The sequence below is a fragment of the Sphingomonas sp. SP2 genome, assembly GCF_058313385.1.
The window spans coordinates 1-17402 of sequence record NZ_JBZFLD010000002.1; the positions used below are offsets into that span (position 1 = coordinate 1).

The 17402-nt window shown below is 60.0% G+C and carries 18 protein-coding genes; 10 read left to right on the plus strand and 8 right to left on the minus strand.

Going from position 1 to position 17402, the window contains the following annotated elements:
- Positions 1-510: 510 nt before the first annotated feature.
- The 6 genes from AC4GYU_RS10580 to AC4GYU_RS10605 all read left to right on the plus strand — a co-directional run bounded on the left by AC4GYU_RS10580 (position 511) and on the right by AC4GYU_RS10605 (position 4748).
- Positions 511-1257, plus strand: a complete 747-nt coding sequence (locus AC4GYU_RS10580; RefSeq protein ID WP_491086917.1) for a helix-turn-helix transcriptional regulator — start codon at positions 511-513, stop codon at positions 1255-1257.
- Positions 1258-1329: 72 nt separating this feature from the next.
- Positions 1330-1695, plus strand: coding sequence for a hypothetical protein (locus AC4GYU_RS10585; RefSeq protein ID WP_491086918.1), 366 nt, complete (start codon positions 1330-1332; stop codon positions 1693-1695).
- Positions 1692-2048 (plus strand): hypothetical protein, encoded by a 357-nt coding sequence (locus AC4GYU_RS10590; RefSeq protein ID WP_491086919.1) that lies wholly within the window; start codon positions 1692-1694, stop codon positions 2046-2048. The genes AC4GYU_RS10585 and AC4GYU_RS10590 overlap by 4 nt, the downstream gene beginning before the upstream one ends.
- A 30-nt stretch (positions 2049-2078) precedes the next feature.
- Positions 2079-2726, plus strand: coding sequence for a LuxR C-terminal-related transcriptional regulator (locus AC4GYU_RS10595; protein ID WP_491086920.1), 648 nt, complete (start codon positions 2079-2081; stop codon positions 2724-2726).
- Positions 2723-3217, plus strand: coding sequence for a VOC family protein (locus AC4GYU_RS10600; protein ID WP_491086921.1), 495 nt, complete (start codon positions 2723-2725; stop codon positions 3215-3217). Before AC4GYU_RS10595 ends, AC4GYU_RS10600 begins: the two co-directional genes overlap by 4 nt.
- A gap of 73 nt (positions 3218-3290) precedes the next feature.
- Complete coding sequence (locus tag AC4GYU_RS10605) at positions 3291-4748, plus strand: acyl-CoA thioesterase/bile acid-CoA:amino acid N-acyltransferase family protein (protein ID WP_491086922.1); 1458 nt, start codon at positions 3291-3293, stop codon at positions 4746-4748.
- A gap of 296 nt (positions 4749-5044) precedes the next feature.
- Here the strand turns inward: AC4GYU_RS10605 and AC4GYU_RS10610 are convergent, their stop codons facing one another.
- The gene (locus AC4GYU_RS10610; RefSeq protein WP_491086923.1) at positions 5045-5755 is read right to left on the minus strand and encodes an ArsR/SmtB family transcription factor; all 711 of its coding nucleotides are present in this window, start codon (positions 5753-5755) and stop codon (positions 5045-5047) included.
- Positions 5756-5876: 121 nt separating this feature from the next.
- On the opposite strand from AC4GYU_RS10610, the gene AC4GYU_RS10615 reads away from it, so the two are divergent.
- The 3 genes from AC4GYU_RS10615 (at position 5877) to AC4GYU_RS10625 (ending at position 7020) form a co-directional block, all read left to right on the plus strand.
- Entirely contained in the window at positions 5877-6206 is a 330-nt protein-coding gene (locus AC4GYU_RS10615) for an NIPSNAP family protein (RefSeq protein ID WP_491086924.1), read from the plus strand.
- Positions 6203-6553, plus strand: a complete 351-nt coding sequence (locus AC4GYU_RS10620; RefSeq protein ID WP_491086925.1) for an antibiotic biosynthesis monooxygenase family protein — start codon at positions 6203-6205, stop codon at positions 6551-6553. The genes AC4GYU_RS10615 and AC4GYU_RS10620 overlap by 4 nt, the downstream gene beginning before the upstream one ends.
- Positions 6554-6642: 89 nt before the next feature.
- Complete coding sequence (locus AC4GYU_RS10625; RefSeq protein WP_491086926.1) at positions 6643-7020, plus strand: DUF1801 domain-containing protein; 378 nt, start codon at positions 6643-6645, stop codon at positions 7018-7020.
- Between the two features lie 529 nt (positions 7021-7549).
- On the opposite strand, the gene AC4GYU_RS10630 is transcribed toward AC4GYU_RS10625, so the two are convergent.
- The 7 genes from AC4GYU_RS10630 to AC4GYU_RS10660 form a co-directional block, all read right to left on the minus strand.
- On the minus strand, positions 7550-8731 hold the full coding sequence (locus tag AC4GYU_RS10630) for a GIY-YIG nuclease family protein (RefSeq protein ID WP_491086927.1): 1182 nt from the start codon (positions 8729-8731) through the stop codon (positions 7550-7552).
- A complete protein-coding gene (locus tag AC4GYU_RS10635) occupies positions 8724-10781 on the minus strand; it encodes a DEAD/DEAH box helicase (protein WP_491086928.1) in 2058 nt (685 codons plus the stop codon). The genes AC4GYU_RS10630 and AC4GYU_RS10635 overlap by 8 nt, the downstream gene beginning before the upstream one ends.
- Positions 10781-12085: a PDDEXK-like family protein gene (locus AC4GYU_RS10640; RefSeq protein ID WP_491086929.1), complete on the minus strand. Its 1305-nt coding sequence runs from the start codon at positions 12083-12085 to the stop codon at positions 10781-10783. The genes AC4GYU_RS10635 and AC4GYU_RS10640 overlap by 1 nt, the downstream gene beginning before the upstream one ends.
- A complete protein-coding gene (locus AC4GYU_RS10645; protein ID WP_491086930.1) occupies positions 12082-14874 on the minus strand; it encodes a class I SAM-dependent DNA methyltransferase in 2793 nt (930 codons plus the stop codon). The genes AC4GYU_RS10640 and AC4GYU_RS10645 overlap by 4 nt, the downstream gene beginning before the upstream one ends.
- Complete coding sequence (locus AC4GYU_RS10650; protein ID WP_491086931.1) at positions 14871-15026, minus strand: hypothetical protein; 156 nt, start codon at positions 15024-15026, stop codon at positions 14871-14873. Before AC4GYU_RS10650 ends, AC4GYU_RS10645 begins: the two co-directional genes overlap by 4 nt.
- A gap of 62 nt (positions 15027-15088) precedes the next feature.
- Positions 15089-15574 (minus strand): hypothetical protein, encoded by a 486-nt coding sequence (locus tag AC4GYU_RS10655; protein WP_491086932.1) that lies wholly within the window; start codon positions 15572-15574, stop codon positions 15089-15091.
- Between the two features lie 394 nt (positions 15575-15968).
- Entirely contained in the window at positions 15969-16490 is a 522-nt protein-coding gene (locus AC4GYU_RS10660; RefSeq protein ID WP_491086933.1) for a hypothetical protein, read from the minus strand.
- A gap of 99 nt (positions 16491-16589) precedes the next feature.
- On the opposite strand from AC4GYU_RS10660, the gene AC4GYU_RS10665 reads away from it, so the two are divergent.
- On the plus strand, positions 16590-17222 hold the full coding sequence (locus tag AC4GYU_RS10665) for a tyrosine-type recombinase/integrase (protein ID WP_491086934.1): 633 nt from the start codon (positions 16590-16592) through the stop codon (positions 17220-17222).
- The last annotated feature ends 180 nt before the right edge of the window (positions 17223-17402 follow it).

Genomic DNA, 17402 nt, shown 5'->3' on the forward strand with positions numbered 1-17402 from the left:
ATCGCCTGTGTCGCTCCGAAACCGGAATTCGATCGACTGCGGGACGCTAAGCCCGACCTCACCTGCAATTGGTTTCGTCCGGAAATGTGGGCGGCGACCAGACCAATCCGGTAACCCGCTAAATGTCCGCAATGGGTCGAAAGCAGACATTAGCCTGGCAGCTGAACGAGCGTCTGCTTGCTGGCGCCAGCCTACCGGCCGTGAATGACTGGGAAGGGCGCATTGCTGTCGAGGCTGCGGAACTGAACCAATGTCCGCTTCTGCCAATTCTAGGCCGATAGCGGTCGTTCCGCTTCCCACCACGAGCAGACCCTAGGGTTAGGTAGCTCGTTTGTCGGCAAGTGGCCGATGGCTGAATGTCCGCTCTTCGGTCATGCGGGCGTCAGAGCGGACATTCACATTTGCGACTTAGACCAGATCGGCCACCCGCTCAGTAGCGTGTCGTGACCGGGTATTTTCGCTCAATGCTTGTTGCTTGATATTCAGAGTTAGACAAGAGTTGCTCCGCCGATGCGATTCGTGACTCAATCTGCTCCTAGGCACCTCTCGTCCATCATTCGGGAGTTCTGGCTCCTGGAGGACGACGGCAAGATGAGCGCGGGCTTGCCCAAGCCCCATGTGGAGCTGGTGGTCAGTCTGGCGGGACTGCACTGGTGGCGCGCCGCGCCAGGCGGATGCGAGCACCGGTTCAGGGATGCCTGGATCACTCCTCTCCAGCTCGCACCACGCTTCGCTCGATCGGTCGGTAAAAGGCGACTGATCGGCGCACGGCTGGAGCCATGGGCAGCTACCCTCCTGTTCCCGAACTTACCGAGAGGCGATGGAACGCCGCCTGTCGCGCTGGCACGCTATTTTGGCGGCGACGTTGCCACATTGAGGCGGCGTCTGCGTGGAGCTTGCACCGAAGCGCACCTATTCGACGTGCTCGCTGAGTGGTTGACCGCGAGGTTTCCGCGGCCGCTGCTCGCTCGCAACCCGCTTGAAGACATTGCCTCGCCTCGCACCCTGCGGCGGCACTTCGCCAGGCAGGTCGGAGTTTCCCCCAAGCAATGGCAGCTTCTCAGCCGGCTTGACGCAGTCCTTCGCGACCCGGCCCTTCGTGACCGCAGCAGGCCGCTTGCCAGCCTCGCCTACGAGCATGGCTTTGCCGACCAGGCCCATTTCGGTAGGGACGTCATGCGTCTGACGGGGGTCACGCCCGGCAGGCTTCGCGCGCGACCCGCCGTCAATCCCCCTCATCTGCTGCGCCTGAGCTGACCGCTTTTTACAAGACCGGCATCATACTCTGACGGTAATACGCATCGTGCCGGATCGTGGGAGGCTAAGCCGATGACTGTGGTGCGCAAGGTTATTGCTGTCGTCACGGGGGCTGCCGCAGCAAGTCTGGTCATCGCCGCCGTCGAGACTGTCGCCCACGGGTCGCTTGCCGGTGACCAGCTGTTCGCGGCCGTGATTTTTGGCTACGGCCTGGGTGCCCTTGCCGGAAGCATGGTCGCGGCCGCCGTTGCGGACCACAGGACCAGCATCTTTGTTCCCATGCTGCTGGCATTGCTGGCGCTGATCAACCTGTTCGCCTTCCCGCACCCGCTATGGTTCATGCCGGTAGCCGTTCTCGCGCTCTTCTGCGGCTGGCGCCTTGGCACCGTCATTGCCGGGCGGTTCCGGCAAACGGATGCCACCCGGGCGAGCCGATGAGCAGCTTTAACGAAGTCTATGCGGCTCTCAGGCGGATCATGATCTCCGCCGCACCTGAGCAGGAGATCGTCCATGACGCGCCAGGTGATTTGGTGCTCCATACGCGGCGGACCGATCCGAGTACCGGTAAGCCGATCTGGTTCGGCGCGGTGGCGATCAAGAAGAGCTACGTCGCCTATCACCTGTTCCCGCTCTACGAGGACCCGGCTCTCGGAAAGGAAATCTCGCAGGCCCTGAATGCCCGTCGGCAGGGCAAGTCCTGCTTCAATTTCAAGTCGGTCGATGACGCCCTGATGGCGGAGCTGGCGAGGCTTACCGCCGCCAGTTCCGCATCTTGCACCAGGGTAGGGTAAAGCCGCCGATCCACTTCTAGGATCATCGTCATGACCAGCGCCAGGCCTCCCGGCCGCCCTCCGCATCCCGATGTCCTGACCCCGGCCGAATGGAGGGTGGCTGAAGGCGTAAGGCACGGCTCGACCAACAAGGCGATCGCCGCTCGCCTGGGGATCAGTGCAGATGCGGTGAAGTTCCACGTCGGCAACGCCCTCTCGAAGCTCGGGTTCGCCAACAGGCAGGAACTTCGGCGCTGGAACGGAGTGAGCATGAACAGCAATCTCTCACGTAACGGCTCTTCCAGGGATGAATCGACCGGTCTTGGCCCACTTGGCCAGGTTGCACGAAGCGTCAGCGACATTGCTTCGGCGGAGCGCTGGTATCGCGAAGTGCTTGGCCTGCCTCACCTCTACAGCTTTGGCCGTCTGGCCTTCTTCGACTGCGGCGGAGTTCGCCTCATGCTGAGCGAGGGAGAAGGAACGGCCGATTCTATTCTCTACTTTTCCACCCGCGACATCAGGGCGGCGCACGCTGCCCTCTCAAGGAAGAAAGTGCGGTTCATCAGCGCTCCGCACTGCATCCATCGTCACGAGGATGGGACGGAAGAGTGGATGGCATTCTTCAACGATCCCGACGGGCGACCGCTGGCGCTGATGGCACAGGCGGTCCCGCAACGCTCAAGCAAGGAGGAGGAATGACGATGCCCAGAACCAAGCTGCTCATCAGGAATGGCGCAAGACTGGCTTGCCTGTTGATCGCGTCCTCGTTGCCGTCTGCGGGCTTCTCGGCGCAGTCTGCGCCAGGAGCTTCTGCCGAACTGGGCGGTCACCGCTTGCAGCAGGTCGCGCTTACAACCACCGATCTGCCCCGGGCGACCGCCTTCTATCGTGACAAGTTGGGACTGCCGTTGATGTTCGAGAGCAACGGCATGAGCTTCTTCGACGTCGCCGGCATGCGCCTCATGATCGCCCTCGACAAGGATCGTCCCAGCGTCCGTCCGACCTCCATCCTCTACTTTGATGCGCCGGACTTCGATACGTCCCTGGTCCGCTTGAAGGCGTCGGGCGTGACCCTGGAGGGCCCGGTTGAAACGGTTCAACGCACGGCGGGCGGCGAGTTGAAGCTCCAGCAGTTCAAGGATCCCGACGGAAACAGCCTCGCCATCATGGGACTCGTCCCGCCACGCTGAGGATGACTGCAAAGCATTGCCGGTGAACAGTCAACGGATCGGCCCGGCGGACCGGTGGATCGGGACAACGAACATGATCTTGCGACGTTTGCTGATACTTCTTTCCCTTGCCTCGCTTGGGCGCCCTCTCGCGGCCGAGGTCAGGATCGACGCGCCGCCGGTCATCCTTGGCTTCGCCCCCGTCATCAGGGTCTCGGGTCTGCAGCCAAGGGCCAAGGCCCGGCTTCATGTCTTTCGCATGTTCTCTCGATGGGAGACCGACGATCCCGCGAAGCGGACCGGTTGGAAGCAGGTGCCGGTGTGGCTCCATGCATGGGCCGACGTGCAGGCCGACCGCCGAGGTGAGGTCGACATCGCCCGCACGCCGGTACGCTCAGGCACTTACCAGGGGCGCGATCCCTATGGACTGCTCTGGTCGGGCCGCAAGCCGGGCGACCCCCTCCTAGCGTTGGCCCTCGTGGCCGGCTTCGACCCGCGGCTCTTGAGGGACGGCGAAGGCAGGATCGTCGTCACGGTCGGCGAAACGATGCGGGCGCAGGCGAGCCTGCGGAGTGCCCCACCTCCGAACCTGAGGACTGCGCAAATCGGAGCCGGGGTACTGAACGGCGCCTATGCGGCGCCCGCCGACGGCAGGAGGCATCCAGCGGTCATTCTGCTGCACGGAAGCGAAGGCGGTGACAAGGAGGGAGCGCTCGCGCTCGCTCAACGCTTTGCGGGACAGGGCTTCGCAGCCTTCGCGCTCAACTATTTTGCGTGGGACCTCAAGCAGGTTCCCGGAGTGCCGAACGCACATATCAATCAGCCGATCGAATTGCTGGACGAGGTGCGCAAGTGGCTGGCGCAGCAACCCGAGGCCGACGCGGGACGCATTGGGGTCTATGGTCATTCAAAAGGTGCGGAGTATGCGGCGGTCGCGGCCACTTACCTACCGTGGATCAGGGCAGTGGCAGCCTGCGTGCCGAGTGACTCCGTGTGGGAAGGCTACGGGATTGGTGACCCCCGCAACAAGGCAGCGACGTCGCTCGCAAGGCCCGAGCAGATGTCGTCGTGGAGTTGGCAGGGAAAGCCACTGCCATACATCTCCCTTCCTCCCGGGGACGATCGCTCCACATACTACAACAATACCGCTTATTATGAGAGCCGGCGGTCGGCCGACCCCGACGCGGCGCGGCTAGCTCGCATCAAGGTCGAAAAAGCTTCCGCTCGCTTCCTGTGGTTGGGTTCCGGACGGGACGAGGTCTGGGCGTCCGGTGCGATGGCGAAGGCCAACCATGAAGAGATGGTGCGCGCCAGCAAGGGGCGGCAGTCCGAGCTGGTCGTCTATCAAAAGGCAGGCCATGGAATTTGCGGAGACGGCACCTATCCGACCCGGCTGTGGGCCGATAGCTCGGACGATCCGCGCAAGCCAGACCTGGACGCCGACGGTTTCTCCACAAGTGACGCCTGGCGCCGTATCGTGCGCTTCTTGCACAAAACGCTGGATGTGAGACCTATGAAATCTGACAATGGCCTAACACGGTCTTCCGCCTGAGTCTTTGTCTTGGAGGCTGGCCACTCGAACTTAGAATTTGGGCATTAGCGGCTTAGCTGAACGAACATCCGTTCGCGGGGGGCGATGAGTGCCCCGGTAGCGTCCGAAAAGGGCGCCTAGCTGACCCGGCGCCCTTCGTGAACGAGCGTCTGCAACCGCTATCGCCGGCCCGAAACCGGCCGGTCCGCTTCCCACCATCGGTGGCCGCACCGGCAGGTTCGGGTGAGCGGAAGCACTTGGCCGGGAGCCAGGGTCTGCTTCCCCCCTGCCTCGTTCTCGGGATCGGATTACGGGCTTCATCCGAGTGCAACGCCGAAATGCCGGCTCAGCGCCAGCGTTCCTGGCGGGGTGATCAGAATGGTTCGGCCCGCATCTGACCGGCGCATCCAACCCAACCGTACGAAGTTTTTGTACATAGCGCGTCCGACAAGCCCCGCGATATGTGGCCGACGCTCGCTCCAGTCCAGGCAGGGCCGGCAGAAGGCAACTCCGTGCGAAAGGACCGCCGCGTCTGGATCGAGTTCGACACCCAGCTCGGCTAGGAATGCGCGACCATCTTCCGTCAGAACGCCGCCGTCCGGTCCGAATTCCAGCTCTCCGCGCGAAATCAGGCAGTCGGCGATCGCAACCGCTACCTCGCCGGCCAGGTGGTCGTAGCACAGTCGGGCGCGCCTCAGCGCCCGGTCGCTCGGCCCTGTCCGCACCGGTCTACGGGGATATGCCCTCTCCAACTCTCCAGAGAGCGACAACATGCGCTCGATCAGATCGGCGACCGATGTGCTGGCAAGGCGGTAGTAACGATGTCGTCCCTGCCGCTCGAGCGCAAGCAGGCCCGATTGAAGCATTTGGCCAAGGTGCCCGCTAGCGGTCGGGGGCGTCACGCCGGCAGCGTCGGCCAGTTCGCCTGCAGTCAGCGCGCGCCCGTCCATCAAGGTCACCAGCATCGCTGCACGCGCGGGCTCCCCCATTAAAGAGGCCATGCCAGCGAGGGAGGTGATGTTCGTCATGCGGGTTTCTGGTCCAGGACAACTGATAGCCTAGTGAACAGCGAGGCAAAACGCTTCGGCGGGGACCAAAGCAACACCGGCACGACCTCCGGTAAGTGAAATGCACAACTGGAGACCGCACGTGATTACCTGCTTCATCCGCTACGAACTCGACCCTTACAAGCTGCCCGCCTTTGACGAATATGCCCGCAACTGGGGGCAAGCCATCCCACGTTGCGGTGCCGACCTCATCGGCTATTTCGCGCCGCACGAGGGTTCGGCGACCACGGCTTATGGGGTCTATACGGTCGGCAGTCTTGCCGCTTACGAGGCCTATCGCGAGCGCCTGCGAGAAGATCCACTTGGCCGCGAGAATTACGCCTTCAGCCAGCGTGAGCAGTTCATCAAGCGTGAGGAGCGCCTGTTCCTCCGCCTTGCTTCCGCGCCGCACGCACTTGTGGTGCAGCGATGATAGCGGTACTGTTCGAGGCGAGGCCAGCACCGGGCGAACAGGAGCGCTACCTCGACCTCGCTGCAGCGTTGCGTCCTAACCTCGATCGCATCGACGGCTTCGTCTCAATCGAACGATTTGAAAGCCTCGCCGAGCCAGGCAAGCTCCTGTCGCTCTCCTTCTGGCGTGACGAGGCAGCTGTCGCCGCCTGGCGCAACACATCCGCCCATCGCGCAACGCAAAGGCTTGGCCGCACGGGAGTGTTCAGCGACTACCGGCTTCGGATCGCCAATATTGTCCGTGACTACGGTATGACGGACCGCGCGGAGGCGCCGGTGGACAGCCAAGCCGCGCATGATGGGTCCTGAGCATGGGGCGTGACATTTAGGGCAGGGTTTTCGATCCACAGCACCGGTGCTTCAACACGGCGGAACATGATGACACCTGGGAGGTAAACGTGGCCAAGGAAATCGAACGCTTCAGGGAAAGCCTCGACATCCAGACGGTCCAGACGGTCGATGCCATCCGGGAGATTGTTGCGGCTTCCCATCCTGCGCTGACAGAAGGCATAAAGTGGAATGCGCCAAGCTTCTCGCTTGGGGGCCAAGACCGGATTACGCTTGGTCTCGACCGCAAGGGCGGCGTCCGCGTGGTCGTGCATCGTGGCGCCAGACCTCAAACGGTCGACGGGTTCAGGTTTGAAGATCCGGGGGGCTTGGCGCAATGGCCGGCGCCCGACCGGGGTGTGATTGTTTTCCAGGATAGGGCGGAAGTCGAGCGACGTGCGGATGCCTTGCGCGACTTATGTGCACGCTGGCTTGCGGCAACTAGCTGAGGGGTCACACTCCCTAGAAATCTGACGAACGCCGCTGAGCTAAACAAGTGGCTGGTTCTGATAAGCAGCACGCCAGCGCCGAGCGTCCTTAACGGGTGCTAAGCCGACGTCTTGGTCCGCCTGAACGAACGGCAGCTTGTTGGCATTGTTCACCGGATAGCTGCCAGTCCGCTTTCCACCAGACGAGGTAATTCCGCCAACCGACCAACAACAAGAAGGGCGTAAATCGTCGGCAGCAATAACGAGCGTTCACTGCCCGTTCCCATTCCAAGCCGCACCTACATCCGGATTTCACCCGGATCCCTCACCCGGACTGACAGGCCAAAGAAAAAGCCCCAGAAAACCGCTTGGTCTTCCGAGGCTTCTAAATGGTGGGCGTGGCAAGGATTGAACTTGCGACCCCTGCGATGTCAATGCAGGGGACCATCCAATTTCCACCTGAAAGAATAGTGACTTAGCAGTCTTGTCGATCCCGCTTGCCCGAAATATACCGAACGAGGCGAATGTCGATCCGAGCAAATGGCTTCCCTCAGCACCGCTCCAATTGAGCGGTTTCGCGATCATAGCGGAACTCCACGATCGTGCCATCCTTGATGCGCTCGACGACCTCATCGATAGCGTGAAGCGGCACCAGAAACCACTCTCGTGGCTGGACCGGCTGGTCGAAGCGATCGCGCAAACCGACGTCGAGACGAGCTTCCGCAAAAACGCGGTGAAGAACGCTTTCCAGCTTCGAACGACTGATGTTGAACAGCTGATACCGCCGGACAACAACCACGCCGGCGAAGAGAAACGTGGGGTCCTTCGGAGCATTGGCGATCCGGGCCTCCACCATCCCACCTGTTACGCCGATCTTGTGAATCAGTTCGCGATGCTCAGCGACAAAGGGATGATTCGACTCGCTACGCAGCACGTATATCGTGCCACTTGCGAGATCGTCATCTTCAGGGGCCGCTCCAAACAAGGGCCCGGCCGCCTGATCACTTACTCGACGAGCGCCTTCATCCTTGTAAAGCGCTCGCTGAAGCGACCACGCGAGTAGATTGCTCTCCGTTCCGTTCGAGTAGATGACCCGGAGCCGGGCGTCGAATTGGCCATTGGCGGCCTTAATCTGCTCACCGACGTCAGCGACATAGGCCATTTGGCCGCGAAGGATGAAGATGTCGCCTTTCTCGATGGCGGCGTCCTTGCCGAAGGGCCGCGTGACGCGCGCTCCGCTGGCTAGATCACGTTCGACATCATCGAAGAGAGGTCGATAGACATCGAAGTCGGCGCAGCGTTGCTGGTTGGCGATCTCTTCCGAAGCCTTGCGCTCGGCTGCCGGCGCCACGTGCCGCAGCCGAGTAATGTCGTCGTCGTGATCGGCTGCCTCGATGCCCAACTCTGCCAAGAGGTCATCGTCATCGAGCGTCGTGACGTCTGTTCCCGATTCCGTCTCGACATCGAGGAGGCCGTCGGGATCGAGGTCTTCCAATAATGCCCTACAATGCTGCTGGGTCCGAAGACGATCGAGGCGAACGGCATAAAGGCGCTCGAAGATGTCGCGATCCTCGCCATGCTGTGGAGCACGGCCATGCTCGGCGACGAAGCGCTGGATATCCTCGAAACCCGCGATGATCCGTTCTTCGCGCGGCGTATGCGTCCGCTTTTTTTCAGGCGCGACTTCGACACCAAGCTCGGCAAGCAGGTCTTCGTCAGAAAGCTCAATCACCGGCGGCCGCCCTCTTCGTGTTGCGCTGTAGGTAGGCCACGCCCTCGGCCATGCGCCGCTCCCAGGCATCCTGCGCAGTCAATGACGGCAAGCGCCCCCTCTCCTTTTTGAACTGCAAGGCCCGCTCTGCCAGCGCCCGCGCTTCATCGTAGGTCAAGTTGACCTTCTTGGCGTTGATGGCGGCCTGCACCTGGCGAAGGGTGCTTTCGTTCATTGCCTTGCCGAGGACAGCATAGGCTGCCTCGAAAGGGTTGATTCGATCAATCATGTCGATGTCGAGCTCACGCACGTCCATCGCGAACTTCCGAACGCCCTCGACGAACGCCATGTTCGGCTTGGTTTCGCCCTCATCGCCGCCGTCGATGATTTTTCGCGCCTGCTGCGTGACGGTCAGCGCCGCGATGGCATGTTGGCGGACGACCTCCTTGTCCTCATCGCTGAGCTCCGGATATTTGTCTGCGACGATCTTCCCCATCCGCATCACCGTCAGCTCCTCAGGAACCGCGTCGGCGTCGAACAAGCCCCGTTCGAGCGACGGCTTGTCCTGAATAAAGGCGGCCATCAGTTCGGTCAGGTCCTCCTTGCAGATTCGTTTCGCCTCTGCGCCCTTGGGCTGGACCAAGCCGCCAATTTCGAAATGCATCTGGCCATGATCGTTCACGCCAACGTTGTTCTTGCCGGCATGATACCCGCCGTCGCCATAGTCGAAGCCGGGCTTCGGCCCAGTGTCTTTCGGCGTAAATTCGAAACGCGGCGCCAGCACCTGCTCCATCAGCAAGCTGGCGGCGATTGCCTTCAAAGTGTCGTTGATGGCGTTCGTGATCGCATCGGGCGAAGCGTCAGGTTCGGCTATCAGGTTCGTGAAGCGCGCGGTTTCCTTGCCCGGCGCATCACGGGTCGCGCGACCGATGATCTGGATGATCTCGGTAAGGCTTGAGCGATAGCCGACGGTCAGGGCGTGCTCGCACCAGATCCAGTCGAAGCCCTCCTTAGCCATCCCGAGCGCTATGATGACGTCGACAAAATCACGGTCCTTGCGCGATTGCGGTGACTTCAACGCGGTGATGACCTTATCGCGCTTGGCGGCATCGTCATCGACCAAATCGGCAACGCGGATGATTTTGCCGTCGACCGTCTTGATTCGATGGAAGCCAGTCGCATCATCGACGCCGTCCCACTCGCCAAGATGGCCCATGATCTCCTCGGCCTCGCGATGCTTGTCCTTCGTGCTTTCGCGCGAATTGACCGAGGGGATATGAACGATTGTCTTGACGTTCGGGTCGAGCAGCGCGTTGATCTTCTCGACGTAGGGACCGGTGTAGAAGCTGTAGCCAATTCCCAGTGACTTCAAATATTCGTAGCCGTTGAGCTGCTCGTAGTAGGTGTAGGTCACCGTATCGAACTTCGCTTCGTCCTCGGGACTTAACACGGGCAGCGCGTCACCGCGGAAATAGCTTCCCGTCATCGCGACGACATGCGCCTTGTCGCGGGCGATGATCTGGGCAAGCTGACTACCCAGGCGATTGTCGACATCGACTGACACGTGATGAAACTCGTCGACGGCAATCAGCCTATCGTCAAAGGCTTCGATGCCCAGCCCTTCGACCGCAAACCGGAACGTCGCATGGGTGCAGACCAGCGCCCTGTCGTCGCTAGCTAGAAACTCGCCAACCGCTTTGACCTTCGACTTGGCGACCTTGGGATCGTCGGCGCCAGGCACGTTGCATAGGTTCCACTGCGGCTTCACCTCCCAATCCGCCCAGAATCCGAAATTGCTGAGCGGCTCATCAGCGAAGCTGGCGCCGATCGAACGCTCCGGCACCACGATGATCGCCTGCTTCAGGCCCTGATTGTGCAGCTTGTCGAGCGCGATGAACATCAACGCCCGGGACTTGCCCGAGGCCGGCGGTGACTTGATTAACAGATATTGCTCGCCGCGACGGGCGTAAGCGCGCTCCTGCATGGGACGCATGCCCATCTCGTTCGAGTGAACGCTTGCGCCGGTTCGAGAGGTGGTGATCGCAACGGCTGGAATGGATTCGACCGGCATCAGGCGGGTTCCGCATACTTCGTGAGATCAGCAAACGCTGGAGTCAGCGCAGCAAAGTCGTCGTGGAAGGGTTTCAAAGCCTTCCGAATGGCATCGGCGATTTCGCTGGCGTCGCTGAGATCGTGGATTTGGACGGTATTGCGACGAAGAAAGCGGGAATAGCGCCTCCCCTCGTCCGCCGCGTTATTCTGAAACTTGAAGCTTTCGAGACCCTGCTCGCTGGCGACTTCCTTGATCCGCTCGATTAGAGCGGCGCGTCCCTCAAAATTTGCGAACGGCCCGACTTCAGTTTTCACGCTCAGGGAGCCTGACGTCCCGTCCTCTGACGGCCGAAGCAGAAGCCAGACCGCCACGGGGTATTCGGCCTGCCAGTTCTTACAGCCCGGCCAGACATAGTCGTCCCCGCCGAGAGCGTCTTTCCAGTCCAGCGGGATGAGGCCCAGGGTGTCGGTGTTATTCCAGGAATACATGTATTTAAGGCCGCCGATTTCGGCGATCGACCCGTACTCCACGTCCGACCCGAAGATGGCCTCGATAGCCAGCGAAAAATCGGTGCTGGCGCCGTGCTCAAATATGAAGTCCAGCGCCTTCCGATGCTTCTGGTACAACTGACGGGCCAAGGCCTCCATTGCGTCGAATTCCTCGCTCATCCCCGTCGCATCCTTCAGCACCTCGATGTAGTGATTCAAAAACGTCGTCACTTCCTGCCCGAAGGCCTGGCCTTCGATTGCCATGAGCCGCGGCAGAAGTTCGACGATCGTGGCGTAGTTGATCGGTGCGTAGCGAGCGTCCTCTGGCTCTTCGTCGTGCAAGGTGAGAAAGATGCCCCGCACGGTCATCGGGCGCGATGTCTCCTCGTAGATTGCGGTGACGCGGCCAGCATATTTGGCCAGCTGGCCCTGATGTTGACGGGAATTAAATTTGTTCTCGACGATGAACGCCCATGCGTTCTGCCGCGATACGATGAGCAGGTCGATGTTCTGCCACTCCCGGCGTATCTCGGCGTCCCGCAAGTCACTTTGCGATATCTCGAGCGCCGTGGGGTGGCCTAAATCGCTGCGTCCCCGCAGCGCCTCGCCGATGAAAGCCTTCAGGAAGCGGTCGGAGAAGCCGTGGGTTTCCGATGGATCGAGTAGCCAGGCGAGGATGGCCGAATGCCGAACCTCCATATGCTCCATCCGCATGGTGCGGATCGGGTTGAAGCGATTGAGATAAGCCGCGATGCGGTCCAGATTCTCATTGTTGACGAATAGCCCCTCGAGCTCGTCCGTGGACGGCAGCACTGATAGTGACGCGCCACTCATGCGGTCGCCTTCTTGCCGGCCATCTTGGTGTAGAGCTCGAAAAGCTTTTCGAGGCGTTCGGTGTCGTTGCGGAAACGGCGGCCGATGTAGATGCGCTCGAGCACCTCGTCATTCTCCTCGTGCGCGCGGCGGAGGTCTTCTGGCATGGCCTTGGGATCGTAGAGGTCGGCGATGGTCGCCGGGAAATGCGCCTCGCGCGCGAGAAGGATTTTTTCGGCGCAGCAGCTGAGATCAACCTTGTTCTGCTCCGTGAGCTTGGGCAGCGGGAAGGTGTTCCAACCGAGGGTAGGGGTGAAACGAAAATCAGTTCTCATTCTAATGCACACGGTTCCAATCCAACTATGCATCAATTTTGATGCGATGATGGCTAGATTCCATAGCGAGGCATCGTAGACTGCGTTGGCCGTGTTTAGGACAATTTCTTGACCGTTTAGCAAGCCAACGGGGAGATACTCACGATTCTCTGAAGAGGTTACGGGAACAATGATCAAGCTTTTCTTGGCTTTAATCATCCGCTGAAATTGATGCGGACGGTCAGAAATATACTGTGCAGTCGTTCCACCCTTTTTCCGCAAGGCGCGCACTGCTTCAATCCGCCTTTCAATGCTTGGAATAGTAAGAGCTTCCTGTAAGTACTCGTCTTCGATCCAGAGGCAGTGCCTTTCCAACCCTCTTATAAATTCAGCTGATCCATGTATCCTCCTGACGAATCTCGTCTCTTGCTCGGGACTTAGACCGAGAGACGATTTTTCCTCCCGTGTCATAAGGAGGTGCCCTCCGTCGATCGGAGTGTTGCCGAAGGTCATCTCGGATTGGTGGCCAATTGGCTTGCTGACCTTCTCGACGATGATATTTTTAGCGGGAGCAAGGTAGGCGTTGATTTCCGCGCATTGCAGTTCTGTTGTAGTGCCATCCTTGTCAGCAGAAAATATCCATCTTGGGCTCCGAGCACGACGCTCAATACCGACAACGACGACCGTGACACCCGCATTGTGACTCGCGAGGTTCGTCCACCGGAAAGAGGTATGTGCGAAGAATATCTCATGGCCTGTTTGAAAAATTAGCGGCCATAGAATGGAGACCTGCCCGCCTTGGCAAAGAGAATTTGTCGTAACGAATGCAGTGGCGGATGCCGTTTCGCATCCGTATAAAGCCGCCTTGAAGAACCATCCCGCAACGTAGTCGAGGGATTTCCAGTTTTTGTCTTTTTCGGCGAACAATCGCTCGATGTGCCTTTTTTGCTCCGCATTCTGGTCGCGAGCGCCGAGATAGGGAGGATTGCCGCATAGGTAAGTTTCCCCTCCGGCGTTCTCAAAATCGATTTCTGACTGATCGAGCGGCGTCTGAAAAAGATCGTCGCCGCGCACCTTCACCCCTTTTCCGGTCGGAGGGCAGATGCTCAGCCAGTCGAGCAGCAACGCGTTGCCGCAAGTAATCCAATTCTTGGAATTAAGCGGCAAAAACTCAGCAATAGCCTCCTTTTGCCCCCGGTAGAGGACATCCGCCTGATACTCGGCGATGATGAGCGCCAGCCGCGCAATCTCGGCGGGGAAGTCCCGCAGTTCGATGCCGCGAAAATTGGTCAGCGGGATTTCGGACTTGCGTTCAGGCTCGCCTCGGCGCTGATTAATCTCAGCCTCGATCGCCCGCATTTCCTTGTAGGCGATGACGAGGAAGTTGCCGCTGCCGCAGGCCGGGTCGAATACCCGGATCCTCGACATGCGGTTCCGCAAGTTTAGCAGCTTGCGGCCATGGTCCCCTGCCTCCTTCAGCGCCCTGCGCAGGTCGTCGAGGAACAGCGGGTTGAGCACCTTCAAGATATTCGGCACGCTAGTGTAGTGCATGCCGAGCGCGCCGCGCTCCTCGTCATCGGCGACGGCCTGGATCATGCTGCCGAAGATGTCGGGGTTGATCTCCTTCCAGTCGAGCTCGCCCGCCCGCAACAGATAGGTTCGGGCGATGCGGCTGAACCGGGGACAGGCGGTGCCTCCGCTGAACAAGTTGCCGTTCACATAGGGAAAGACGTCGGCCCAGGACTTGATGCCGGCAGCCTTGCGATGGCGATCGTCGAACCGCCCTTCGTGTTTTACCGGAGTGTCCATTGCCCGGAACAACTCTTCGAGCACCTCGTGCGTGTTGCCCCACTGCGCCTCGCCTGCGCCATGGCCGGCGTGGGACATTCGCTCGACCGTCGCAGTGAACTGGCCCGAGCGGAAAATGCCGGTGTCCTCAGCGAAGAAGCAGAAGATCAGCCGGGCCATGAAATGGTTGAGCTCGGGTCGCCGCTCCGAGGTCGCCCAATCGGGATTGTCCCTTAGCAACTCGACGTAGAGCCGGTTCAGCCGCCCCGTCGCCTTGATGTCGATCGGGTTGTTCTTGATTTCCCGAACGGTCGAAATGCCGGCCAGCGGGAGGAAGAAACCAAAGTGCTGTGTTAAGTTGGCGTAATCGTCCGCGATGGTCTCGCCCGATTGAAGGTCCTCTGCCTCAACCCATTGCCCGTCCGTCGCCAAGACGAATTTGGCCTTGGCGCTCGTGGTCTTTGAACTGGCCCGTAGGGCAGCGAAGGCATCGGCGACGCCACCCTCAGTGACGACGGCAAGGTGAATGTTATTGCGCCACAGAATGCCTCCATCGACGTCACTGGCGTTAGAATCACCCTTCCTCAGGCGCTTCAGCGACGTCTCCTTGGCGCCGAAAGCAGCCAGGAATTCGAAAGGAAATTCTTTGCTGTTGAACGGCTTGGACGCAAGTCCAGATACAGCTTCTTCGATTTCAACAGCGTTCATACGGGCAATCTACATCCTGCAGCGGTCTTCGCCATCGAAAGGTCGAACACCGTGCCTTGATCCGTCACGTCGCTGCGCTCGATGATCGCATTGTGGAGGAATACTATCTTATCGCGATGAATCTGCGAGATTTCGACGAATAAACGTCCCACGACAGCTGCCACAATTCCTCGCCCCAAAAGCATCTCGCCCTCATTTAGCTATCCAAGCGCTTCTAATCGCCCTTCGCATCGGGGATGATCTTGAGAGGGTCGCACCTGGGCGGGTATCCCAAGTGGGCTTCCATCAGCTTCGACGCGAGCCGAAGAGCATCAGGGCCGGCCCGGTGCGGGACGGGAGCGCGACTGAGAAGGTAGGCCAGCTGCCGGTGTTGATCAGAGCTAAAGTCGGCCGTGAGGATCTCACAATTGTAGAGTGTGAACTGCTGCTCTCGCCCAGCAGCTTTGAACAGGGTGTCGAGCCAATCCTGATCGTACCGAGGCGCATCACTGGTGACGACCGCTCTCAACCCGAGCAGCGCATTTAGGCGGTCGCAAACCTGTGACACGTCGCCGCCCTCGTTCACTGCGAGCTCGAGCGGGATGCCGTGAACCGCTTCGGCCGCGTCCGACCAAAGACCGTTCCGTACCCATGCTTCCGTCGGGCGGATCAGCGAGGCACCAAATTCGATAGTCCTAATGGGGCCGCGAACCAGCGCCAACCCGACCTCGAGAGGATAGCTTCCAGACCCAATGCCGAGGCCTCAATATCGAGCACGGCAACGGTCCAGTCACTCTGGTTTAGAATGTCTTTCATTCAGTCAGTCCTTTCACCTCCAAAACTTTGGTCATCACAGAGGGTCAGTCGAGCCGGACGATAGCCACCACGACTGAACGAATGTCTGTTTTGCCGGATTCTTCCCATCGACGCTGAGCGTCAGGAATGGGCGCAAAACGGCCATCTCGATCTACCTGAACGAGCGACGGCTACTCGAAGGTGTTCACCCGAAAGCAGCCGGTCCGCTTACCACCACTCAGCGCCGTCCGGCTCGGCCTGACGCGAACGACAAGAAAGGCTGGGCAACGTGAATCGGAATGCCAGGCGCGGCGATGTCTTCAGCGTCCAGAGCTACGAGTAGCTTGTATAGAACGGGCGACTTTGTCGAACTTGTCGGCTTCTAGCGCATCGTCCATGTTAACGCCCTCCGGCGCGGTGGATATCGCCAGAGCACGGTAGAACTTTCGTTCGGCATCGCTGAAGTTGTTGAACGCGGCTTCGCAATCGCTCGGGCAATGCCCAATGCCGAAAGTATCACCTACCGCAACATACTTTGGTATGACCTGTTTCTGGAACCGCTTCCGAGCGGAAATGAAATATCTGCAGTCGCGGTTCTCGATTAGCGGCTTTCCGCGTGATGCCTCGGCATCACAGCCAGCCGCATAGGCGCTCATCTCCATCGATGTCTGAAGAATGTCATCGAAGTTACGGGAATCACACGCCCCTAACGGAAGAATGACAAGCACGCTCAGCCATGTTGTTCGGAAAACACCCATCCCTAGAATGATAAGAAGAGACTTGATGTTCGCAATGGGGTCAGAAGAGGACCAAAGCCTGGCAGCTGAACGAGCGTCCGCCATGCGCCTCCGCGCACCCGAAAGCCGCCGTTCCGCTTCCCACCAAGCTAAGGCGCTTCGCTCGTTTTCCCCTCGGCCGCCGTTGGCCTGAGGAGATGAAGCATGGGACATGCAATCTACGATCCCGGTCAGGAAGACCGCCCCGCGTGGAATGTTGGCCGTAAGCTTGGTGCGAAGCGCCCGCTCCTGCCCAAACAGGTCTGGGCGGTACGCTTCTTCCTGGACCAGGAGCACCGCATGCGCGATCGTGCGCTGTTCGACCTCGCCATCGATAGCAAGCTTCGTGGTTGCGACCTCGTGAAGATCAAGATCGATGAACTGGTCAGCGGAGCTCGCATCCGGCAGCGAGCCATCATCGTCCAACAGAAGACTGGCCGCCCGGTGCAGTTCGAGCTCCTAGAGCCCGCTCGTACAAGCTTCCTTCAGTGGCTTGAACGTCGCGGTGGCTCGCTGGACGACTATGTCTTTCCCAGCCGCGTTGATCGGTTCGCGCACATGAGTACCCGCCAGTATGGTCGCCTGGTAGACGAGTGGGTCACTGCGATCGGACTGCGTCGAGAGGACTATGGCACCCATTCGCTTCGGCGCACGAAGGCAGCCCTGATCTACAAGCAGACTGGCAATCTACGCGCAGTGCAAATCCTACTCGGCCACACCAAGATCGAAACGACGGTCCGTTACCTTGGTGTAGAGGTCGAAGATGCTTTGGCGCTCGCCGAAGCGACCGAGATTTGAGTGGAGTTGTGGTCTGGTTCGCCAGCCCACCACACCGCTCCCCGAGCGTCCGTAGGTGGCCGTAAGGAGACTGTCCACTTTTCGGCGACAAGGCGGCATTCTAGACAATCGTCCAGTCACGCGGGGATAACTGCTATTGATCCAAAGCCATGGCTCGGCTGTGCACCTCCCAGCGTTGTC

Bases quoted from the DNA above. Each gene is read 5' to 3' on its own strand.
- AC4GYU_RS10660 (WP_491086933.1), bottom strand. From the start codon at position 16,490: ATGGCGGACGCTCGTTCAGCTGCCAGGCTTTGGTCCTCTTCTGACCCC.
- AC4GYU_RS10640 (WP_491086929.1), bottom strand. From the start codon at position 12,085: ATGAGTGGCGCGTCACTATCAGTGCTGCCGTCCACGGACGAGCTCGAG.
- AC4GYU_RS10610 (WP_491086923.1), bottom strand. From the start codon at position 5,755: ATGACGAACATCACCTCCCTCGCTGGCATGGCCTCTTTAATGGGGGAG.
- AC4GYU_RS10620 (WP_491086925.1), top strand. From the start codon at position 6,203: ATGATAGCGGTACTGTTCGAGGCGAGGCCAGCACCGGGCGAACAGGAG.
- AC4GYU_RS10645 (WP_491086930.1), bottom strand. From the start codon at position 14,874: ATGAACGCTGTTGAAATCGAAGAAGCTGTATCTGGACTTGCGTCCAAG.
- AC4GYU_RS10665 (WP_491086934.1), top strand. From the start codon at position 16,590: ATGGGACATGCAATCTACGATCCCGGTCAGGAAGACCGCCCCGCGTGG.
- AC4GYU_RS10635 (WP_491086928.1), bottom strand. From the start codon at position 10,781: ATGCCGGTCGAATCCATTCCAGCCGTTGCGATCACCACCTCTCGAACC.
- AC4GYU_RS10580 (WP_491086917.1), top strand. From the start codon at position 511: ATGCGATTCGTGACTCAATCTGCTCCTAGGCACCTCTCGTCCATCATT.
- AC4GYU_RS10605 (WP_491086922.1), top strand. From the start codon at position 3,291: ATGATCTTGCGACGTTTGCTGATACTTCTTTCCCTTGCCTCGCTTGGG.
- AC4GYU_RS10595 (WP_491086920.1), top strand. From the start codon at position 2,079: ATGACCAGCGCCAGGCCTCCCGGCCGCCCTCCGCATCCCGATGTCCTG.
- AC4GYU_RS10600 (WP_491086921.1), top strand. From the start codon at position 2,723: ATGACGATGCCCAGAACCAAGCTGCTCATCAGGAATGGCGCAAGACTG.
- AC4GYU_RS10585 (WP_491086918.1), top strand. From the start codon at position 1,330: ATGACTGTGGTGCGCAAGGTTATTGCTGTCGTCACGGGGGCTGCCGCA.
- AC4GYU_RS10590 (WP_491086919.1), top strand. From the start codon at position 1,692: ATGAGCAGCTTTAACGAAGTCTATGCGGCTCTCAGGCGGATCATGATC.